The sequence below is a fragment of the Spirillospora sp. CA-108201 genome (assembly GCF_050936235.1).
In the GTDB taxonomy this organism is placed as follows: domain Bacteria; phylum Actinomycetota; class Actinomycetes; order Streptosporangiales; family Streptosporangiaceae; genus Spirillospora.
Window position 1 is genome coordinate 6,040,917 of record NZ_JBNJNE010000001.1, and the last position, 20,141, is coordinate 6,061,057.

Below are 20,141 nucleotides of genomic sequence, written 5' to 3' on the forward strand. Positions count from 1 at the left end.
ATGAGCAAACCCGTCGTCGCCGTCGTCCGGCCGTTCAGCTCGTCGGCGCTGCTCGCGCCCGCGCTGCGCGAGGCCGGCTTCAGCCCCGTCGCCGTCATGGACTACGACGGGCCGGCGCTGGCCCCGATGCGGGGGGCCTACGACCCCGCCGCCTACGACGCGGTGATCAACCATCACGGCGACGTCGAGGAGACGATCGCGCGGCTGGGCGCGCTCGAACCGGTGGCGATCTTCCACGGCGCGGAGGCCGCGCTGGAACTGGCGCAGCGGTGCACCGACGCGCTCGCGCCCGAGCTGTCCAACGACCCCGCGCTGATGGACGCCCGGCGCCACAAGTACGCGATGCACCAGGCCGTCGCCGTCGCGGGACTGCCCGTCCCCCGGCAGATCTGCGCGTCCGACCCGGCCGAGGTCGCCGCGTGGATCGAGCGGGAGAGGCTGGACGGCGTGGACCTGGTCATCAAGCCGCCGGCCAGCGCGGGCACGGTCGGGGTCGGCCGCGCGCCCGCCGGGCAGGGCTGGCGGGAGCTGTTCGACGCCATGATCGGCACGCACGACAAGCTCGGCGTGCTCGCCGAGGAGGTGCTCGTCCAGGAGCAGATGACCGGCACCGAGTACGCGATCGACACGATCAGCCACCGGGGCCGGCACTCGATCACCGACATGATCAAGTACCGGCGGGTCCCGTTCGGCGAGGGCATCGCGGTGTACGACAGCGTCGAGTGGCTGCCCTACGACCGGGACGCCTACGGCGAGCTGATCGACTACGGCCTCGCCTCCCTGGACGCGGTCGGGCTGCGCAACTGGGCCGCGCACACCGAGATCATGATGACCCCGGACGGGCCCCGGCTGCTGGAGGTCAACGCGCGGCTGTCCGGCGCGGGCAACCCGGCGGTCACCTTCATCGCGTCCGGGGAGAGCCAGGTCACCCGGACGATCGACCTGGTGCGCGGGCGCGGGCCGGAGCTGCCGCCCGGCTACACGCTGCGCCGGGGCGTCATGGCCGTGTTCCTGATGTCGCACTCGACCGGGATCGTGCGCAACGCCGAGATCTACGACCGGGCCCGCGACCTGCCGAGCTACCACTCGCCCGTCGCGGTGGTGCGCACCGGCGACCACGTGGACGCCAGCACCGACATCTTCGCCAGCATGACGATGGGCTACATCATCCTCGCCCACGAGGACCCGGAGCAGATCCACGCCGACCGCGAGGCCATCCGGAAGATCGAGAAAGACCTGGTCGTGGACGTGGAGGAGACCGCCTGATGGTCACCGCGAGGTACATGGAGGCGGCCGGCGAGGGACCCCTGCGCGACGTCGTGGCGAAGGCCGGGTACCCGCCCGTGTTCGCCGAGGCGTGGGGCGGATACCTGGCGACCAGGCCGCTGTTCTCGTCCGCGGCGCGGACCCGTCAGGCGGCGGACGATCTGGCCGGGCTGTTCCGGCTGATGGCGGCCCTCCCGGACCGGCTGTTCGACGGCGACCGCCGCAAGTTCTGCGCCGCGGTCGGCGCCGACGCGCGCCGGACCGACCTCATGACGCGGTTCGACGCGGAGCCGATCCTGTACGGGCGGGCCGATCTCTACGACGACGGCTCGCGGTTCCGGCTGCTGGAGTTCAACATCGGCAGCGAGCTGGGCGGCGTCGACATGAGCGAGGTCAACCGCTGCCTGCTGGCGGACGAGGAGTTCGCCGCGTTCGCCGACGAGAACGGCCTGTCCACCGTCGACACTCCGGCGGCCATCGCGCGGCAGTTCGTCCAGGCCACGCAGAAGGAGGCGCCCGTCGTCGCCACGCTTGAGGCCGTCGACGGGATGGCCGCGTACGCGTCGCTGCACCGCTCCTTCCAGGAGTCGATGAGGCGGTACGGCATCGAGCTGCTCATCGGCGAAGTGGACCAGGTGCGGGAGAAGGACGGGCGGCTGTATCTGCACGACCGTCCGCTCGACCTCGTCCTGCGGTACTTCTCCGCCCACCAGGTGGCGCGGGACCCGCGCAACGACGAGCCCGTCGAGGCCGTCATGCGCGCCCACGAGGAGGGGAGGGTCGTCCTGTGGACTCCCCTGACGGCGTCCATGCTCTCCTACAAGAGCTGCCTGCCCCTCGTCTCCGATCCCGACATGCGCGCGGAGCTGTCACCGGACGAGAACGCCCTGATCGACCGCATCCTGCCCTGGACGCGGACCCTCACCCCCGGCCTGGCCGACCGGGTCCGCGCCGAGCGGGAGGAGCTGATCCTCAAGCCGGTCGCGGGCCTGTCGGGGAGGGGCATCCGCGTGGGCTGGGACCAGACCGACCGCGAGTGGGCCGGAACGGTCGCCGAGTGCCTGAAGGAGGACTACATCGTCCAGCGCCGCGTCGTCCCCGCCGGGGAGCCGATGCTCAACGCGGAGACCGGCGCGGTCGAGGACTGGCTGGGCGTGTGGGGACTCTTCGTCTTCCCGGACGGGTACGGCGGCGCGTTCTGCCGGGCCGTCCCGTCCGGCGGGGCGTCCGTCGTCAACCTCGGCACGAAGGGCGCGAGGGTGACCTCCGCGTTCCATTACTGAGTCCGAGGAGGGACGCCGCGGGTCCGGCTTTGCAATGCCTGCCAGATCCGCGGCGTCCTCCGTTTTCGTCCACTTTCGCCCTTTCTGGACGGCGGTGCCGTGGTTAGCATCACGCTGCCACCCTCACCGGAGAGGACCCCCCGCCATGCACAGACGCATTCTCGGCATGCTCGCCGCGGCGGCCGTCGGCGCCGCGGCGCTGACCGCCTCCGCGGCCCCCGCCTCCGCCGCGCCCGCCCCCGCGCCCGCGCGCCCCGCCCAGGTCAAGGCCGTCGACTTCACCGGGATCGTCGCCCTGAGCAACTGCTCCGGCTCGCTCGTCCGCACCCCGACCGCCGCCGACAGCGACCCGGCGCTCGTGCTCACCAACGGCCACTGCTACGAGGGCGGCATGCCCGGCGCAGGACAGGTGATCACGAACCGGGCGTCCAGCCGCACGTTCAGCCTGCTCAACTCCAGCGGCTCGGGCACGCTCGGCACCCTGCGCGCCAACCGGGTCCTGTACGCCACCATGACCGACACCGACGTGACCCTGTACCGGCTCAGCCAGAGCTACGCGGCCATCCAGCAGGCGTACCGGACGCCGGCGCTCCAACTCTCGCTCGACCACCCCACCGCGGGCGCCGACGTGCGCGTGGTCTCCGGCTACTGGCGCAGGATCTACTCCTGCAACATCGACGGCTTCGCCTACCGCGTCCGGGAAGGGGACTGGACGTGGAAGGACTCGATCCGCTACACCCCCTCCTGCAACGTCATCGGCGGCACCTCGGGCTCCCCGCTGGTCGACGCCTCGACCGGCAAGGTCGTCGGGGCGAACAACACCATCAACGAGGACGGCGGCCGCTGCACGCTGAACAACCCGTGCGAGGTCGACCAGTCCGGCGCCGTCACGGTGCACCCGAACATCGGGTACGCCCAGCAGACCTACACCCTGGCCGCCTGCATCGCCCCCGGCAGCGTCCTCGACTTCAACCGCCCGGGCTGCCTCGTCCCGCGCGCCAGTAGCTGATCCGGCGCTGCGACGTCGCAGCGCGCCAGACCGAACGCAGACCTGCCCTGGACGGGGCGGCGCCCCCCTCGCGCCGCCCCGTCCAGCCGTGTCCGGGAGGGAGTGACCCAACTAACCACCCGGCGTAGTACTACAGCTCGTAGTATTTCTGACAGGATGTAGTACTACAGCTTGTAGTAGATGAGCCGGAGAGGCCTGCGCCCATGGACACCGTCGACATCGCCCGGTGGCAGTTCGGGATCACCACCGTCTACCACTTCCTCTTCGTCCCGCTGACGATCGGGCTCTCCGCGCTGGTCGCGGTGCTCCAGACGGCCTGGCTGCGGACGGGCAGGACGGCGTACCTGCGGGCCACCAAGTTCTGGGGCAAGCTCTTCCTGATCAACTTCGCGATGGGGATCGTCACCGGCATCGTGCAGGAGTTCCAGTTCGGCATGAACTGGAGTGACTACTCCCGGTTCGTCGGCGACATCTTCGGGGCGCCGCTCGCCATCGAGGGCCTGCTCGCCTTCTTCGTCGAGTCGACCTTCCTCGGCCTGTGGATCTTCGGCTGGGACCGGCTGCCCAGGCGGCTGCACCTCGGCTGCATCTGGCTCGTGCACATCGGGACGCTCCTGTCGGCGTACTTCATCCTCGCCGCGAACTCCTGGATGCAGCACCCCGTCGGCTACCGGATCGACCACGAGTCCGGACGGGCCGTCCTCACCGACTTCTGGGCCGTCCTGACCAACTCCACCCAGCTCGTCGCGTTCCCCCACACCATGACGGCGGCGTTCGCCACCGGCGGCATGTTCATGGCCGGCGTCAGCGCCTGGCACCTCGCCCGCCGCAGGAACGTCGAGGTGTTCCGGCCGTCGCTCAAGCTCGCGCTGGCCGTCACCGCGATCGCCTCCATCGGCGTCGCGATCACCGGCGACCTCCAGGGCAAGGTCATGACCGAGCAGCAGCCGATGAAGATGGCCGCCGCGGAGGCCCTGTACGAGACCGAGCGGCCCGCCTCCTTCTCGATCTTCACGGTCGGGACGCTGAACGGCGACGAGGAGGTCTTCGGGATCAAGGTGCCGCGCCTGCTGTCGTTCCTCGCCACCGGCACCCTCGACGGCGAGGTCGAGGGGATCAACGACGTCCAGGCCGCCGAGCAGGCGCGCTACGGGGCCGGCGACTACCGGCCGGCGGTCCCCGTCATCTACTGGAACTTCCGCGTCATGTCCGGCGCCGGGATCGCCATGACGCTGGTCTCGCTGGCCGGGCTGTGGCTGCTGCGCCGCGGCAGGCTCCCCTCCAGCCCCTGGGTGTACCGGATCGGCGTCCTGTCGCTGACCCTGCCGTTCATCGGCAACTCCGCCGGATGGATCTTCACCGAGATGGGGCGGCAGCCCTGGTCGGTGTTCGGCGTGCTGAAGACGTCGTCGAGCGTCTCGCCGGGGGTGTCGGCGTCGTCGATGCTCATCTCGGTCGTGTCGCTGACCGCGCTCTACGGCGTCCTCCTGGTCATCGAGACGGGGCTGATGCTCAAGTACGCCAAGGCCGGGCCGCCTTCGGAGGACGAGGTGCTGCCTCCGCCGTCCGACGGCCCCGGATCCGACTCCGACTCCGAGCGCTCGCTCGCGTTCGCCTACTGAGGGCCGGTCATGGAACTCACCACCGCCTGGTTCGTCATCATCGCCTTCCTGTGGACGAGCTACTTCTTCCTGGAGGGGTTCGACTTCGGCGTCGGCATGCTGCTGCCCGTCCTCGGCCGCGACGACGTCGAGCGGCGCGTCGTCATCAACACCATCGGCCCCGTCTGGGACGGCAACGAGGTGTGGTTCATCGTCGCGGGCGCCGCCACCTTCGCCGCGTTCCCCGAGTGGTACGCCACCCTGTTCAGCGGCTTCTACCTGCCGCTCCTCGCGATCCTGCTCGCTCTGATCATCCGCGGCGTCGCGTTCGAGTACCGCGGCAAGCGCGACGACGCCCGCTGGCGGTCCCGCTGGGACAAGTGCATCTTCTGGGGCAGCCTCGTGCCCGCGTTCATGTGGGGCGTCGCGTTCGCCAACATGGTCCGGGGCGTCCCCCTGGACGCCGACCACGAGTTCGCCGGCGACCTCGGCGACCTGCTCGGCCCCTACGCGCTGCTCGGCGGGCTCACCACCGTGACCCTGTTCCTCCTGCACGGCGCGGTGTTCCTCGCGCTCAAGACGTCCGGGGGCGTCCGGGCGCGGGCCCGCCGGATCGCGGGCCTCGCCGCGGTCGCCGCGATCGCCGCCGGGGGCGGCTTCCTGCTGATCACCCAGCTCCAGTACGGCAAGCCCGTCACCTGGTTCACCGCCGCGGGCGCCGCCGCCGGGCTCCTCGCCGCGGCGGCGGCCAACCGGCGCGGCCGCGAGGGCTGGGCGTTCGTCGGGACCGGCGCCGCCATCGTGCTCGCCGTCGCGACCCTGTTCCTGTCGCTGTTCCCGGACGTCCTGCCGTCCACCCTCGGCACCGGCGGCCTCACCACCGCGAACGCCGCCTCGTCCGGCTACACGCTGAAGATCATGACCTGGGTGGCGGCCGTGTTCACCCCGATCGTGATGATCTACCAGGGCTGGACGTACTGGGTCTTCCGCAAGCGGATCGGCACCTCCCACATCCCCGTGAAGAAGCCCGTCGCATGAAGCCCCTCGACCCCCGGCTGCTGCGCCACGCCCGCACGACGCGCCCGTTCCTCGCGGCGTCGGTGCTGCTCGGCGCCGCCACCGCCGGGCTGATCATCGCCCAGGCGACGCTCCTCGCCGGCATGCTCAGCCGCGCCTTCCTGCACGGCGCCTCGCTCGGCGACCTGCGCACCCCGCTCCTGCTGCTCCTCGCCGCCGTCCTCGGCCGGACGCTCGTCGCGTGGCTCCAGGAGGTCGCCGCGCACCGCTCGTCCGCCGCGGTGAAGTCGCAGCTGCGCGGCCGGCTCCTCGCCCGCGCCCTCGCGCTCGGGCCGGGCTGGCTGTCCGGCGAGCGCAGCGGCGAGCTCGCCACCCTCGCCACCCGCGGGATCGACGCGCTGGACGACTACTTCTCCCGCTACCTGCCGCAGCTCGTCCTCGCGGTGATCGTCCCGGTGGCGGTCGGCGCGCGGATCCTGCTGGGCGACTGGCTCTCCGCCGTGACGATCGCGGCGACGCTGCCGCTCATCCCCGTCTTCGCGATCCTGGTCGGCCTCACCACCCAGCGCAGGATGGACCGGCAGTGGCGGGCGCTCTCCCTGCTCTCCGCCCACTTCCTGGACGTCGTCGCCGGACTCCCCACGCTGAAGATCTTCGGCCGGGCCCGGGCGCAGGCGGACCGGATCCGCGAGATCACCGGCCGGCACCGGCGCGCGACCATGTCCACCCTGCGGATCGCGTTCCTGTCCGCCCTCGTCCTCGAACTGCTGTCCACCCTGTCCGTCGCGCTGGTCGCCGTGTCGATCGGGCTGCGGCTCGTGGAGGGCGGCCTCGGCCTGGAGACCGCGCTGCTCGTCCTGATCCTCGCGCCCGAGGCCTACCTCCCGCTCCGCCAGGTCGGCGCGCAGTACCACGCGAGCGTCGAGGGCCTCACCGCCGCCGCGAGGATCTTCGAGGTCCTCGAAACGCCGCCGCCGCCCGCCGGGACGCGACGGGACGTCCCGGGCCCGGACCGCGCGACGCTCCGGCTGGACGGCGTGACGGTGACATACCCCGGCCGCGGCGCCCCCGCCCTCGGCGACTTCTCGCTGACCGTGCACCCGGGCGAGACGGTCGCCCTGGTCGGCCCGAGCGGCGCGGGCAAGTCGACCGTGCTCGCCGTGCTGCTCGGCTTCGTCCGCCCCGACTCGGGCCGCGTCCTGGTCGACTGGGACGACCTCGCCGACCTCTCCCCTGACGCCTGGCGCGAGCGGATCGCCTGGGTCCCCCAGCGGCCGCACCTGTTCGCGGGCTCCGTCGCCGCCAACATCCGCCTCGGCCGCCCGGACGCGTCCGACGCCGAGGTCCGCAAGGCCGCCCGCGCCGCGAACGCCCTCGGGTTCGTCGACGCCCTCCCCTCGGGCTTCGACACGCCCCTCGGCGACCGCGGCGCGGGCCTGTCCGCCGGCCAGCGCCAGCGCATCGCCCTGGCCCGCGCCTTCCTCCGCGACGCCCCGCTCCTCCTCCTGGACGAACCGACCTCGAACCTGGACACCGAGAGCGAGGCCGCCGTGCTCGACGCCGTCCGCCGCCTGGCGGAGTCCCGCACGGTCGTCCTCGTGGCCCACCGCCCGGCCCTGGCCGCGATGGCCGACCGCACCGTCCCCCTGACCCCGGCCCTGGTGACGGCATGAGCACTTCCCCGCACGCGCCCACCGGTGCGAAGGATTCACGTGAAACCTCCGCGGCCTCGTGGCGCGCCGCGACGATGGAGGCGACGGCATGATCTTCCGGCTTCTCCGGTTCGCCCGTCCCGCGCGGGGACGGCTCGCCCTGGCGGTGCTCTTCGGGGTGCTGGCGCTCGGCAGCGGCGTCGGGCTGATGGCGACGTCGGCGTGGCTGATCTCGCGGGCGGCGCAGCATCCGCCGGTGCTCATGCTGATGGTCGCGATCGTGGCGGTCCGCGCGTTCGGGCTGGGGCGGGGCGTCTTCCGGTACGTCGAGCGCCTCGTCGGGCACGACGCGACGTTCCGGATCCTCGCCGGCCTGCGGGCACGGGTGTACGGGCGGCTGGAAAGGCTCGCGCCCGCCGGGCTCCCGGCCTTCCGCGGCGGCGACCTGCTGAACCGGCTGGTCGCTGACGTCGACGCCGTCCAGGACCTCTTCCTGCGGGTGCTGCTGCCCTGCACCGCGGCGGCGGTCGTCGGCGGCGCCTCCGTCGGGCTGGCCTGGCTCCTGCTTCCCTCGGCGGGCGTCGTCCTCCTGCTGGCCCTGCTGCTCGCCGGGGTCGTCGCCCCCTGGATGTCGGGCGTCCTCTCCCGCCGGGCCGAGCGCCGCACGACCGACCTGCGCGGCGAACTCACCTCCCACGTCGTCGACACCTTGCAGGGCGCGCCGGAGCTCATCGCGTACGGCGCCGCTCCCGAGCAGCTCGCCGAGGCCGCGCGACTCGACCGCGATTTCACGCGCGCCACCGCCCGTTCCGCCACGACCGCCGGGATCGGCGCCGCCGTCTCCGCCCTCGCCGGCGGTCTGGCCGTCTGGGGCAGTCTCGCCGTCGGCGTCCCGGCCGTCCGTTCAGGAGCGCTCGACGGCGTCCTGCTCGCGGTCGTCGTCCTCCTGCCGCTGGCCGCGTTCGAGGTCGTCGCCGGACTGCCCTCGGCCGCGCAGTACCTGGAGCGGGTCCGCCGTTCCGCCGCGCGCATCTTCGCCGTCCTGGACGGTCCGCCCCCGGTCCAGGAGCCCGACGCCCCCGCGGCCCTGCCTGGGGCGCCCTACACGCTTTCGGTCGAGAACCTCCGGGCCCGCTGGACGCCCAGCGCGCCCTACGCCCTCGACGGCGTCTCCCTGGATCTGGCGCCGGGCCGCCGTTGCGCGATCGTCGGCCCGAGCGGATCGGGCAAGACCACCCTGACGGCCGTGCTGCTCCGCTTCCTGGAGCCCGCCGGCGGCCGGACGTCCCTGAACGGCGTGGACCTGCGCGCGCTCTCCGGCGACGACGTCCGCCAGGTCATCGGCCTCTGCGCCCAGGACGCGCACCTGTTCGACTCGACGATCGGCGAGAACGTCCGCCTGGCCCGCCCGTCCGCCGCCGACGAGGAGATCCGCGACGCGCTGCGCCGCGCCCGCCTCCTCGACTGGGTCGAGTCCCTCCCCGACGGCCTCGGCACGCGCGTCGGCGAGCACGGCGCCCAGGTGTCCGGCGGCCAGCGCCAGCGCATCGCCCTGGCCCGCGCCCTGCTCGCCGACTTCCCGATCCTGCTCCTCGACGAGCCCGCCGAGCACCTCGACATCGCTACCGCCGACGAGCTGACCGCCGACCTCCTCACCGCCACCGAGGGCCGGACCACCCTGCTGGTCACCCACCGCCTCGCCGGCCTGGACGCCGTCGACGAGATCATCGTCATGGACGAGGGCCGCGTCGCCGACCGGGGCGCCCACGCCGACCTCGTGAGCCGTCCCGGCCCCTACCGCGCGCTCTGGCGACGCGAGCAGGCCATCGCCCCGGCTCCCCAGCTCACGTGAGCCGTCCACCGGACGGTGCGTTTCGCCCTTTCTGAGACGTTCGGAGAACACTTCCCGGTCCGTCCGCATCACACGGGGTACAGGATCCGTTCGACGGAACGGGGGTTCCACAGATGAAGATCTTGCGCATCACCCTCCGGATCGCGATGGTGCTCCTCGCCCTCGCCACCACGATCGGCGCCCTGAACGCCGCCCGGGCCGACGCGCTCTCCTCGCCGCGTCCCGCGTACTCACGGCCATGAGCTGAGGCCACGCGCCGGGCGGACGCCTCAGTGCGCCTTCACCGCGTCCGTGATGTGCTCGGCGAGCAGCCGGGGAGCGGAGGCATGGGCGAGGTGGCCCTCTCCGGGCAGGCGGACCACCCGTGCTCGCGGCATCGCCCGCTCGAACCGCGCGAACGCGGTCCCGTAAGGCGGCCGCCCCTCGTTGTCCGCGCCGAGGAGCAGGGTGACCGGCGCGACGAGGTCCGCGAAGGCGTCGAAGGCGGGCCGGTGGCCGTCGACGGCGCCGAGCTCGACCGCGAGAGGCTCCGCGAGCGGGCGGAGGACGTCCCACACCGGGCTCCGCCGGAGCTCGGCGACGTACTCGTCCGAGAAGCCGGACACGGCGGTGTTCACGAGCTCCACCGCACGGTCCAGGTCGTTCCGGCCGATCGCCTCGCGCAGCGGCTCCAGCGCCTCCGGCGCGAACGGGCGGGCCACCGGCTCGTACAGGGTGAGCGAGCGCAGGTCGGCGCGGCCGACCGCGGCCTCCAGCGCGATCAGGCCGCCGTAGCTCCAGCCGAACAGGTGCGTCCCGCCGGAGAGACCGAGACCGCCGAGGCCGTCGAGGACGTGGCGCAGATCGTCCACCTCGGTGCGGACCGAGTAGCCGGGCCCGAGCGGCCCGCTCGCGGCCCGCCCGCGGCGGTCGAGCACGAGCACCGGGTTGGGGAGGTCGATGTGCTCGACGACGGGACGCCAGGTCGCGGCGTCCGCCATGACGCCGGGGAGCAGCACCACCGGGGGGCCGTCGCCGTCGCGGACCTGCGCGCCGAGGACGGTTCCGTCACGGGTGAACTGGACGGTACGCAAGGCGAATCCTTCCTTGTGGCCGGTCAGAGGGGAGAAGTGAATCCCGGCAGCAGGCCGAGCAGAGGGACGGCGACGAGCGTGCACACGGCCATCGAGGCCACGTTGCCGATGAACGGATGGAAGTCGGCGGGCAGGCGCCTGGAGATCATCGCGGCCAGGGGCGGCCCGGCGACGGCGCCGCCCACCGCCCCGGCGACGACCGCCTGCACCGTCCCCCCGTAGGTGAGGACGGCCGCCGGCGCGAGCGAGACGACCGGCACGAACGTCGGGTACCAGCCGAGGGCGACCCAGCGCCGGTGGTAGAGCAGGACGCCCAGCGTCCCCGCCAGCACCTGGGCGGTCAGCAGCGCGGGCAGCAGGGTGCTGCCGTACACCGGGGTCAGCGGGTTGAGCAGGTACGCCGCGAGCGTCGCGCCGATCAGGCCCGCGGAGGCCAGCTCGTTGCCGTGGAACGGGGCCTCGGTGAAGTCGGCCAGCACGCGCCTGACCACCCAGCCCCCTCCGAACCCGCCGCGTTCCGTCACGATCGGGTCGGCGGGCTTCGCGGCGGGCAGGGGGCGGGGCATCCACGGCAGGCGGCGGCAGATCAGGAACGCCAGGACGGCGCCTGCCGACATGCCCGCGACGCAGCCGACGACGTTCGGCAGGTGAAGGGGCAGGCAGAAGAGGTTCGTCACGACCAGCGCCGCCGGGGTGGCCAGCGCCGCCCCGAGCACCGCCCCGGTGGCGGCGACGGACCAGCCCGCGCCGTAGACGAGCACGACCGCCGGAGAAACGGACACGAACGGCACGAAGGTGGGCTGCCACCGGCCCGTCGCCGGGATCGTCCATCCCCAGGCGAGGTCGGACAGCAGAAGCCCGAGCACGGCCGAGCCCAGCATCCACGGCCACAGGCCGGTGCCGCAGGCGAGCGGGAACCCGGCCCAGCGGCGGCCGCGCCGGGCGGCCGCGTGCGCGAGCCGGCCGCCCGCGATCATGCCGATACCGCCGGGCGCGGACTTGAAGAACTGCGCCTCGGTGGCGTCCCCGATCCACCAGCGCAGGAACTGCGGAACGCTCGCGTACGCCTCGTCCTGCCAGCGCGCGTACCCGGGCAGGACGTGGGGGAGCCCGTCCGTCACCCGTGTGAGGAGGACGGCGAGGCCGGCGGTCGCCGAGACGAGCGCGGCGCCGGCCAGCCATCGCGCGGCCGCCGGCGGCAGCGCCGGCGCGGGCGAGCCGGCCGCCCGCAGGGTCTGCGCGGTGTCGCTCATGGCGGCCCCCTCAGCGGGGGAACGCGTCGCCGCCGCGATAGCCGAGCAGCGGATCGTACAGATCGGTGCGCCGGTCCCGGACGAGGTCGTTGAGGTCGTTCCAGATCGGCGCCGACCGCGCCGCCGCGAGGTCGAGATCGGCGTAGACGGTCGCCTCGCCCTCGGCGGGGGCCACCGAGCCGATCGGCCAGCCGCCCGTGCCCGTGACGAGGGAGCATCCGAGGAACCGGCCCCCGCGCTCCTCCCCGACCCGGTTCGCCGCGACGATCGGGACGTTGTTGACGTGCGACGCGGTCATCGTCAGGTAGGCGGCCATGCACCGGCCCGCCTCGTCGAAGAGCGGCGGCGGCGTCCACACCCAGTTGTTCACGCTGCAGATCACGTCCGCGCCCTGGGCCGCGAGGAGCCGCGCCACCTCGGGGAACCAGATGTCCCAGCAGATCAGCAGGCCGATGCGGCCGATCCTCGTCCGGAAGACGGGGAAGCCGAGATCGCCGGGCTCGAAGTACAGCTTCTCCCGGTTCCACAGGTGGGTCTTCCGGTAGGTGCCGATCACCCCGTCCGGGCCGATGAGCACCGCCGTGTCGTACAGCCGCACGCCGTCGCGCTCGGCCACGCCGCCGACGATGTGCAGGCCGCGCTCCCGGGCGAGCGCCGCCCACGTCCGGGTCGTGGGCCCGTCCGGGACGGACTCCGCGTGCGCGTACGCCTCCCCGCGGTCGGCGAACCCGTAACCGGTGCCGGCCAGTTCCGGGAGCACGACCAGCGTCGCTCCCCGGTCGGCGGCCTCGTTGATCAGTTCGACGCTTCGCCGGACGTTCCCGTCCTTGTTCTCCAGGCCGACCTGCGGGTCGAACTGCACGGCGGCGGCGGTGACCGGGCTGACGGCGGTCATGGGCTGCTCCTTCACGGCTGCGATGGGGTGGTGGAGGTCGTCTTCGTCAGGCGGCGCGCGGCCGCGAGGAGCAGGCGCTCGGCGCCGGGCCGGGCGATCAGCTGCAGGCCGGCGGGCAACCCGTCGACGAGGCCGGCGGGAAGGCTGACGGCGGGAAGGCCGAGCACGCTCCAGGGGCTCGTGTACGCCAGGAGCGCCGCGCGGACGTCGGCGGGCGTCCCGTTCAGCACCAGGGTCCGGGCGCCCAGCGGCGGGGCGGCGACCGGAACGGTGGGCATGGCGAGGAGATCGAAGCGTCCGAAGAGGGCCGTCACCGCCCCGCGGACCCGTTCCCGCAGCTCGCGGGCCGTGGCGGTGTCCTGTTCGGTGACCCGCCCGGCCGCGCGCAGCCGCGCCAGGACCTCCTCGTCGTAGAGATCCGGCGCGGCGGCCATCCGTCCCGCGTGGAGCCGGTGGACCTCGCCGCTCTGGATCGCCGTGTACGCCCAGCGCAGCCGGGCGATGCCGGGGACGGCGACGTCGCGCGCGGGCAGCGGCTCCAGCATGGCTCTGGCCGCCGCCGCCACGCGCGGGTCGACCGGGTGGACCGCGTCCGGCGCCACCCAGCCGGCGCGGACGGCGGAGACGTCCGGGTCCGGGGCGTCCCCTCCGGCCAGGGCGTTCCACAGCAGCAGGCAGTCATCGGCGGTCCGCGCCATCGGGCCCACGGTGTCCAGCGAGGACGAGACCGGGAAGACCCCGTCGGACGGCACGGCGCCGAGGGTCGGCTTGAGCGCGACGATCCCGCAGCACGCGGCGGGGATGCGCAACGAGCCGCCGGTGTCGGTGCCCACCGCGAGCGGCACGATCCCGGCGGCCACCGCCGCGGCCGACCCGCCGCTGGACCCGCCGGCGAGACGCCCCTCCCCGTAGGGGTTGCGGGTCGCCCCGTTCAGCGAACGGTCGCCGGTCGGCCCGAAGGCGAACTCGTGGGTCGTGGTCTTCCCGACGATGACCGCGCCGGCCGCGCGCAACCGGCGCACGCACTCGGCATCGCGCTCCGGCACCCGGTCGGCGTGGTGGCGGGACCCCATCGTCGTGCGCAGCCCCGCGGTGTCGACGACGTCCTTGACCGCGACGGGGATGCCGTGGAGGGGACCGCGGTCCAGGCCGCCGGCCAGCTCCTGTCCGGCGCGCTCCGCCGCCGCGCGCGCCCCGGTTCCGTCGACGGTGACGAACGCGTTGAGCCCGTGGAGCCGGGACGCCTCGGCCAGCGTCCGCTCCACCAGCTCGGCGGGGGACGTCCGCCCGTCCCGGAGGGCGCCGGCCAGTCCCGCGACCGTGCGCCGGGCGAACCAGCCCGCCTCCGGCGGCAGGGCGATCACGCCGACCGCCTCGCATCGGCCCGTGGTGTCACGGCTTCGCCTCTTTCCCAATCGATTGGGGTGGATCTTCCGCTGACCCAAACGATTGGGTCAAACGTTTGGGTTGTATAAAAGACACCGGACGGTGGCCCTGTCAAGGGGCACGGCGGCAGGAAGGCGGACGCAGTGGCCCGCAACGACCGGCAGCGGCCCGCGACGCTGCGGACCATCGCGGAGGCGGCGGGCGTCGACGTCTCCACCGTCTCCCGGGTGCTCAACGGCTCCCCCGACGACGCCCAGCGCGCCGCGTCCCGCGAGACCGCCGACGAGATCCGGCGCTGGGCCGCCCGGCTGGACTACCGCCCCAACCCCCACGCCACCAGCCTGCGCACGCAGCGCAGCAACCTCGTCGGCGTCCTGGTCCCCCGGCTGTCCGACCTGGTGCTCGCCACCATCTACGAGGGCATCGAGGACGCCGCCGCCCGGCACGGCCTCACCACCTTCGTCATGAACAGCCACGACCGCCCGGAGCAGCAGCGGGCGCGCACCGAACTGGCGCTGTCCCGGCACGTCGACGGCCTGGTCTTCGGCGACGCGCACACCGACGCCGCGTTCCTCGACGGGATCGCCGAGCGGCGCGTCCCGTTCGTCCTGGTCAGCCGGCACGCCGGCGGGCACCCGTCCGTCACCTGCGACGACCGTCTCGGCGGGCGCCTGGTCGCCGACCACCTGCTCGCCCTCGGCCACCGGCGGGTCGGCGTCATCGCGGGCGAGCCCTTCGCCAGCACCGGCGCCGACCGCACCGCCGGCTTCGTCGACCGCTACCGGGAGGCGGGCCTCCCCGTGCCCGGCTCCCACGTCGTCCACTCCGGATTCGACGCCGCCGGCGGCCGCGCCGCCGCCGAGCGCCTCCTGCGCCGCGCCCCCCGGCCCACGGCCCTGTTCGCCGTCAACGACTTCGCGGCCATCGGCGCGCTCGGTGTCCTGCGCGACGAGGGCCTGCGCCCCGGCGAGGACGTCGCCGTCGCCGGCTACAACGACACTCCCCTCGCGGCGGAGCTGCCGATCCCGCTCACCAGCGTCCGCTCGCCCATGCGCGAGATGGGCGCACGGGCCCTCGACCTTCTCGTCGACCTGCTCGCCGGACGGACGCCGGCGTCCGAGCAACTCTCTCCCGCCCTCGTCGTCCGGACGTCCACCGGCCCCGCGAAACCGGCCCGAACGATCGAGAAGCCCTGACCGCTCCGACCGGGCGTCGCCGCGCTCGCTTCGGCGTGAGACTCGTCAACGGGGGCGGGCGCGCCCCCGGACCAGCGGCAGGAAGACCTCCTCCACGATCTCGACCAGAACGCCGTCCGGCACGGCCGGGACGCCCCGCGTCATGTACTCGTTGCGCAGCAGCGCCACCGGCGTGGACGCGACGCGCGGATGCAGCGCCTCGGCCGCGGCCTCGCCACGGGCCACCGCCCGTCCGACCACCGTCAGCCACGCCGCCTCGTAGGCGCCGCCGCCGCCGTCCCGCAGCTCGGCGAGCAGCTCCGGCGCGCCGCCGGCCGCCGCGACCAACCCGCGCAGGATCTCCCCGTACGGCGACGACCAGGTGCTGTTCGCGCGGCGCAGCAGGTCCAGGGCGTCGTCCCGCAGGGAACCGGTGTCCGGCACCGTGATCGCATCGTCGGCCAGCCTCCCGTACGCGGCGACGCCGAGCGCGACGCGGTTCGGCCACCGGCGGTAGATCGCGTTCTTGTTCGTGCCCGCCCGCCGCGCCACCTCGTCCATGGTCAGGCCACCGGCGCCGGACTCCCGCAGCACCTCGGCCGCCGCCCGCAGGATCGCCTCCTCCAGCGCGGCCCCCCGCCGCCGCGAAGCCCCGCCCTCAGCCATGCCGCCCCTTCATCCGTCAGGGTACGAAGCGTACCCCTGGCTCACGCCTGGCAAGCGCAGCCGAGAGGCGCATAAGGTACGGTGCGTACCGTAAATTCGACCACGAAGGAGCGGCCATGCGCGCCCTCGGCATCAACTTCGACACGGGCTTCACGAGCGCGGGCACCACCACCCGCGAACCCTTCGACCCGGCCGTCGTCCGCCGCGAGATGGAGATCATCCGCAGCGACCTGCGCTGCGACGCCGTCCGGATCACCGGCGGCGACCGCGACCGGCTGGAGACGGCCGCCCGCCTCGCCGCCGAGGCCGGACTCGAAGTCTGGTACTGCCCGTTCACCAACGGCCTCACCCAGGACGAGCTGCTCGACTTCGTGGCCGACGGCGCCGCCCGTGCGGAGCGGCTGCGCCGCGACGGCGCCGACGTCGTCTTCCTCACCGGATCGGAGATCTCCATCTGCACCGCCGGGTTCCTCCCCGGCGCCACCCTCCGGGAAAGAGCCGCCGCCCTCTCCGACCCGCGGCAGGCGCGCACCGCGCTGGCCTCCCTGCCCGCCGCGATCAACGCCTTCCTCGCCAAGGCCGTCGCGACCGCGCGGAACGAGTTCGGCGGCCGCATCGGCTACGCCTCGCTGCCCTTCGAGGGCGTCGACTGGACCCTGTTCGACGTGGTCGCCACCGACGCCGGCTATCGCGACACGCAGAACGCCGACCTGCTCCCCGCCGGGCTGCGGGCCCTCACCGCCCACGGCAGGCCCGCGGCGGTCACCGAGTTCGGCTGCGCCTCCTACCGCGGCGCCGCCGCCATCGCGAGCCGGGGAGACGAGGTCATCGAATGGAACGACCAGGCCCGCCCAGCCCACCTCACCCGTCCCGTCGTCCGCGACGAGCAGGAGCAGGCCGACTACCTGCGCGAACTCCTCGACATCTTCGAGAACTCGGGGATCGACGCCGCCTTCGTCTACACCTTCGCCCGCTACGACCTGCCCCACGCCGACACCGGCGCCCACGACTTCGACAGGGCATCCTTCGGCATCGTCAAGGTCCTCCCCGGCAAGGGCACCACCTACCCGGACATGCCCTGGGAGCCCAAGGCGGCCTTCCACGCCCTGGCCCACTACGGTCGCACCCGCACGCGCCCGGCATAGCGCGCCGAGCGCGGAGGATCATCTCTCCGGCCGCTCCGCCGCAAGGGCGAGTACCTCGGCATGCGCCTCCCGGTGCAGCCGATCCAGCTTGGTGACCATGCCGCGCCGTTGGTTCACCGAGAGGAATCTGCGCGTCGTGTACTGGTCGATCTGACGCATCGCACGCTTGTGCACACCGTCCAAGCGCCGCTGGACGTCCACCAGACGAGCTTCGGAAACCGCCTCGCCCAAGCCGGCGAACGCCCCGAGCACCTCCCGGTACTCGCGCTTGGCCTCACTGAGATTCATCGCCCTCACCAGTGCCGGATGGTCGGCGGTCACTCCTTTGATCACTGGAGCGCCTCCGATCATCCAGGTGTGCGACGAGCCTGGCCACTTGCAGATGACGTGCATGATCTGCCAGGTCTCGTGGTGCACAGTGCGTGACAGCCACAACTGCGGCTAGTTCCATCCGGCCCTGGTCCCTGCGCGGGCCGGGGCGGTTGAGCCGCTGATCAACACGCCGGTCCCTCCGCACTGCGCGGAGGGACCGGTTCCATGAACGGCCGGCGGCCGGCCACCTGCGCCTATCGGACGAGCCTGCCGGTGAAGCCCGCCTCGACCAGACGGCGGTAGGCCGCTTCCACCTCCGGCGGCACGTCCTGCGGGATGGCGAATCCTCGGGCCGGGTAGAGCATGATGCGCTGCGTGTCGCCCACGAGCATGGAGATGACCCGCCCCACGTCGCCGATGCTCACGACGTACTCGTCCAACGGGAGCGGTCGGGACGCGCAGTTCACCTCGATTTCCGGCCACAGCTTCTTGGCCGTGGAATAGGCACGGCGCTGCTGGTAGGGCCGAGAGATCAATGTCGCCGAGCGAACCTCGATCCCGTGGTCGGCGAGCAGCCGCCGGGTGAACTCGATGTTCTGGCCGGTATTGGCGGCTTCGGGCTCGACCAGGATCGCCTCATCGGTAACGCCGAGCGCGATGGCATGTTGGCGATAATGGACGGCTTCACCGCGCGGAAACCGCTCGACGGTCGTCGGCGCGTTGGCTCCCGTGAAGACGATGCGGGGAAACAAGCCCTCGCGATAGAGCTCCGCCGCGAAGGTGGCGACACCGAGATCATGGCTGCCGAGCCCGATGGCGACATCGGCGGGCCGAACCGCATGATGCATGTCGTGGTAGTCCCACAGGGTCTCCACGTCACCACGGTAGGCGTCGGGCAACACCGTCTCGGGCACGGAACCTTTCCCCCTCACCCATGCGCGGACGCGCATTCCCGCGCCGGAGGCGATGTCGCGTCACGAGACCCGAATCCAGAACACGCCGGGCGCGGCCGAAGGCGCCCCGGCGGCATCACCGCCGGACCGCCTCAGAAAGATCTCGTGGGCGCGCGCCCGGACCGCTGGTCCGTGGCCGAGCGGCCGGGATCGGCGCCGGTCAGCCGCAGTGAACCTTCTTGCCGGTCAGTTCGCCCTTGTGCGCGCCGTCGGTGTTGATGAAGGCCTTGACGTACAGGCACCGATGCTTGCCGTAGACGTAGAGCGGCCCGGAGTACCAGTGGTTCCTCTTGCTGTAACCGTCGTACTTGCAGTTGCCGTACTTGGTCCTGGCCGCGTTGTAGACGCAGAGCTTGAGCTTGATGCTGTACAGCGACGTCGAGCCCTTGCGGACGGCCAGCGCGCAGTTATAGCCGTTGGAGGAGTTGTAGTAGACCTTGAGATAGCCGCGGACTTTGGAGTTCACGTAAATCGAATGGCTGCTACGCAAGGCGTACCGGGACCCGCAGGACGGGCCCGCCGCACTCGCCGGGGTGCTGGAGGCCAGCACGGTGGTCAGCGTCAATGTGGGAAGCATGACAGCGGCCAGGCGCAGAGCGCGCCCTCCAATTTTGATCACGCGAGGTACCCTACGGCGACCAGGGGTGTTCCGCCAGTGCTGTTCACTTCCTCGTCCAGACGCATTCCCCGAGCGCCCGCCGCCAGAACACAGCGTGCCGGACCCGACACAGATCCTGACTGAAAACGCCTCCGCCGGACCCCGAAGGCAGTGTCCTAGCCGTACTGCCCAGGCAGGTTGCTTGAGGTTGTGACGACACGGTGTGAATGGTGAAGGCAAGGAGGGTGGCGCGGACCTCCTGTGGTGCGCTTCGCCTCGCGCGGCGAACGGTCCTACTAGGTGTGCGTCATGCATGCCAGACCGACAGACCAACGCCATTCGAGGTGATTGCCATGAGCAACCCGACCGTCCCGGCCGGCGACTGGAACGACCCGGCCGTGGACAGGACCCAGACGGCCGACGGGGTCGAGACCCAGACGCCCCCGCCGGCCAGCGACCAGCCCGAGGGGCCGCAGCTTCTCGGGCCCAGCAACTGACCCCAAGTGGTCAGCCACAGGCGGCCCCCGCCGGGGCCGCCATCTTGGGCAAGCCGAGAATCTCGTCCACTGAGCCCTGCCCTGGGCGCCCTCAACACATCACCCCGCAGATGACCGCGAGTCCCCGTCCAGCGCTTCCCACTGCTCTCGACAGCGGTTCAGTGCTCGGCGATGCGCCGTCGCCACCACGGCCGGTCTTCCGGCGCGGACGGATCATGCAGGGTGCGGTCCCGATATTGCTCCGCGAGCGGGGAAACGATCGCCAAGACCTGGCGTCGGGACGGCGGAGGAAGCACCGCGGCTATCTCCTGGAGCGTGTCCAGCGCCTCCCGCGGATCATGACACGGGCACGTGGGGTACACCTCCGCCGTCAGTCTCCGGCCTGGCTGCCGGAGGAACCACGTGAGCGCCGCGAGTGCCGTGGTCATCGACTCGACATCGGGACACCGCCCGGCCCGCGAGGCCTCCGTGATCTCCCGCAGAACCTTGGCGGGCACTCCGTCAGGGA

At 72.7% G+C, this 20,141-nt stretch carries 19 protein-coding genes; 11 read left to right on the forward strand and 8 right to left on the reverse strand.

The window, feature by feature from the left end; genetic code table 11:
* The 8 genes from ACQEU6_RS29070 to ACQEU6_RS29105 all read left to right on the forward strand — a co-directional run bounded on the left by ACQEU6_RS29070 (window position 1) and on the right by ACQEU6_RS29105 (window position 9,922).
* Window positions 1–1,266, forward strand: a complete 1,266-nt coding sequence (locus ACQEU6_RS29070) for an ATP-grasp domain-containing protein (RefSeq protein WP_499336234.1) — start codon at window positions 1–3, stop codon at window positions 1,264–1,266.
* The gene (locus ACQEU6_RS29075; RefSeq protein WP_499336235.1) at window positions 1,266–2,549 is read left to right on the forward strand and encodes a hypothetical protein; all 1,284 of its coding nucleotides are present in this window, start codon (window positions 1,266–1,268) and stop codon (window positions 2,547–2,549) included. The genes ACQEU6_RS29070 and ACQEU6_RS29075 overlap by 1 nt, the downstream gene beginning before the upstream one ends.
* A 145-nt stretch (window positions 2,550–2,694) precedes the next feature.
* Window positions 2,695–3,558, forward strand: coding sequence for a S1 family peptidase (locus ACQEU6_RS29080; protein WP_499336236.1), 864 nt, complete (start codon window positions 2,695–2,697; stop codon window positions 3,556–3,558).
* Window positions 3,559–3,761: 203 nt separating this feature from the next.
* Window positions 3,762–5,180 (forward strand): cytochrome ubiquinol oxidase subunit I, encoded by a 1,419-nt coding sequence (locus ACQEU6_RS29085; RefSeq protein WP_499336237.1) that lies wholly within the window; start codon window positions 3,762–3,764, stop codon window positions 5,178–5,180.
* Window positions 5,181–5,189: 9 nt separating this feature from the next.
* Window positions 5,190–6,197: a cytochrome d ubiquinol oxidase subunit II gene (gene cydB, locus ACQEU6_RS29090; protein ID WP_499336238.1), complete on the forward strand. Its 1,008-nt coding sequence runs from the start codon at window positions 5,190–5,192 to the stop codon at window positions 6,195–6,197.
* Window positions 6,194–7,849: a thiol reductant ABC exporter subunit CydD gene (gene cydD, locus ACQEU6_RS29095; protein ID WP_499336239.1), complete on the forward strand. Its 1,656-nt coding sequence runs from the start codon at window positions 6,194–6,196 to the stop codon at window positions 7,847–7,849. The genes cydB and cydD overlap by 4 nt, the downstream gene beginning before the upstream one ends.
* Window positions 7,850–7,937: 88 nt before the next feature.
* Entirely contained in the window at window positions 7,938–9,680 is a 1,743-nt protein-coding gene (gene cydC, locus ACQEU6_RS29100; RefSeq protein WP_499336240.1) for a thiol reductant ABC exporter subunit CydC, read from the forward strand.
* A 113-nt stretch (window positions 9,681–9,793) separates the two neighbouring features.
* The gene (locus tag ACQEU6_RS29105) at window positions 9,794–9,922 is read left to right on the forward strand and encodes a hypothetical protein (RefSeq protein ID WP_499336241.1); all 129 of its coding nucleotides are present in this window, start codon (window positions 9,794–9,796) and stop codon (window positions 9,920–9,922) included.
* Between the two features lie 27 nt (window positions 9,923–9,949).
* On the opposite strand, the gene ACQEU6_RS29110 is transcribed toward ACQEU6_RS29105, so the two are convergent.
* From ACQEU6_RS29110 to ACQEU6_RS29125, 4 genes are read right to left on the reverse strand one after another with little or no spacing between them, the layout of a single operon-like run.
* Window positions 9,950–10,753 carry an alpha/beta fold hydrolase gene (locus tag ACQEU6_RS29110; RefSeq protein ID WP_499336242.1) on the reverse strand — a complete coding sequence of 268 codons (804 nt, stop codon included), beginning with the start codon at window positions 10,751–10,753 and terminating at the stop codon, window positions 9,950–9,952.
* A 23-nt stretch (window positions 10,754–10,776) separates the two neighbouring features.
* Window positions 10,777–12,006, reverse strand: coding sequence for a hypothetical protein (locus ACQEU6_RS29115; RefSeq protein ID WP_499336243.1), 1,230 nt, complete (start codon window positions 12,004–12,006; stop codon window positions 10,777–10,779).
* A gap of 10 nt (window positions 12,007–12,016) precedes the next feature.
* The gene (locus ACQEU6_RS29120) at window positions 12,017–12,901 is read right to left on the reverse strand and encodes a nitrilase family protein (protein ID WP_499336244.1); all 885 of its coding nucleotides are present in this window, start codon (window positions 12,899–12,901) and stop codon (window positions 12,017–12,019) included.
* A gap of 11 nt (window positions 12,902–12,912) precedes the next feature.
* Window positions 12,913–14,265: an amidase gene (locus tag ACQEU6_RS29125; protein WP_499336245.1), complete on the reverse strand. Its 1,353-nt coding sequence runs from the start codon at window positions 14,263–14,265 to the stop codon at window positions 12,913–12,915.
* Window positions 14,266–14,430: 165 nt separating this feature from the next.
* On the opposite strand from ACQEU6_RS29125, the gene ACQEU6_RS29130 reads away from it, so the two are divergent.
* On the forward strand, window positions 14,431–15,483 hold the full coding sequence (locus tag ACQEU6_RS29130; protein ID WP_499336246.1) for a LacI family DNA-binding transcriptional regulator: 1,053 nt from the start codon (window positions 14,431–14,433) through the stop codon (window positions 15,481–15,483).
* Between the two features lie 45 nt (window positions 15,484–15,528).
* On the opposite strand, the gene ACQEU6_RS29135 is transcribed toward ACQEU6_RS29130, so the two are convergent.
* Window positions 15,529–16,128: a TetR/AcrR family transcriptional regulator gene (locus ACQEU6_RS29135; RefSeq protein WP_499336247.1), complete on the reverse strand. Its 600-nt coding sequence runs from the start codon at window positions 16,126–16,128 to the stop codon at window positions 15,529–15,531.
* Between the two features lie 116 nt (window positions 16,129–16,244).
* Between ACQEU6_RS29135 and ACQEU6_RS29140 the strand changes: the two genes are divergently transcribed.
* On the forward strand, window positions 16,245–17,273 hold the full coding sequence (locus tag ACQEU6_RS29140; RefSeq protein ID WP_499336248.1) for a hypothetical protein: 1,029 nt from the start codon (window positions 16,245–16,247) through the stop codon (window positions 17,271–17,273).
* A gap of 18 nt (window positions 17,274–17,291) precedes the next feature.
* Here ACQEU6_RS29140 and ACQEU6_RS29145 read toward each other — a convergent pair whose 3' ends face one another.
* The 3 genes from ACQEU6_RS29145 to ACQEU6_RS29155 all read right to left on the reverse strand — a co-directional run bounded on the left by ACQEU6_RS29145 (window position 17,292) and on the right by ACQEU6_RS29155 (window position 19,004).
* Window positions 17,292–17,606: a hypothetical protein gene (locus ACQEU6_RS29145; protein ID WP_499336249.1), complete on the reverse strand. Its 315-nt coding sequence runs from the start codon at window positions 17,604–17,606 to the stop codon at window positions 17,292–17,294.
* Window positions 17,607–17,839: 233 nt separating this feature from the next.
* The gene (locus ACQEU6_RS29150) at window positions 17,840–18,499 is read right to left on the reverse strand and encodes a YdcF family protein (RefSeq protein ID WP_499336250.1); all 660 of its coding nucleotides are present in this window, start codon (window positions 18,497–18,499) and stop codon (window positions 17,840–17,842) included.
* Between the two features lie 199 nt (window positions 18,500–18,698).
* On the reverse strand, window positions 18,699–19,004 hold the full coding sequence (locus tag ACQEU6_RS29155; protein ID WP_499336251.1) for a hypothetical protein: 306 nt from the start codon (window positions 19,002–19,004) through the stop codon (window positions 18,699–18,701).
* Window positions 19,005–19,489: 485 nt separating this feature from the next.
* On the opposite strand from ACQEU6_RS29155, the gene ACQEU6_RS29160 reads away from it, so the two are divergent.
* Window positions 19,490–19,633: a hypothetical protein gene (locus ACQEU6_RS29160; protein WP_499336252.1), complete on the forward strand. Its 144-nt coding sequence runs from the start codon at window positions 19,490–19,492 to the stop codon at window positions 19,631–19,633.
* Window positions 19,634–20,141 lie beyond the last annotated feature (508 nt).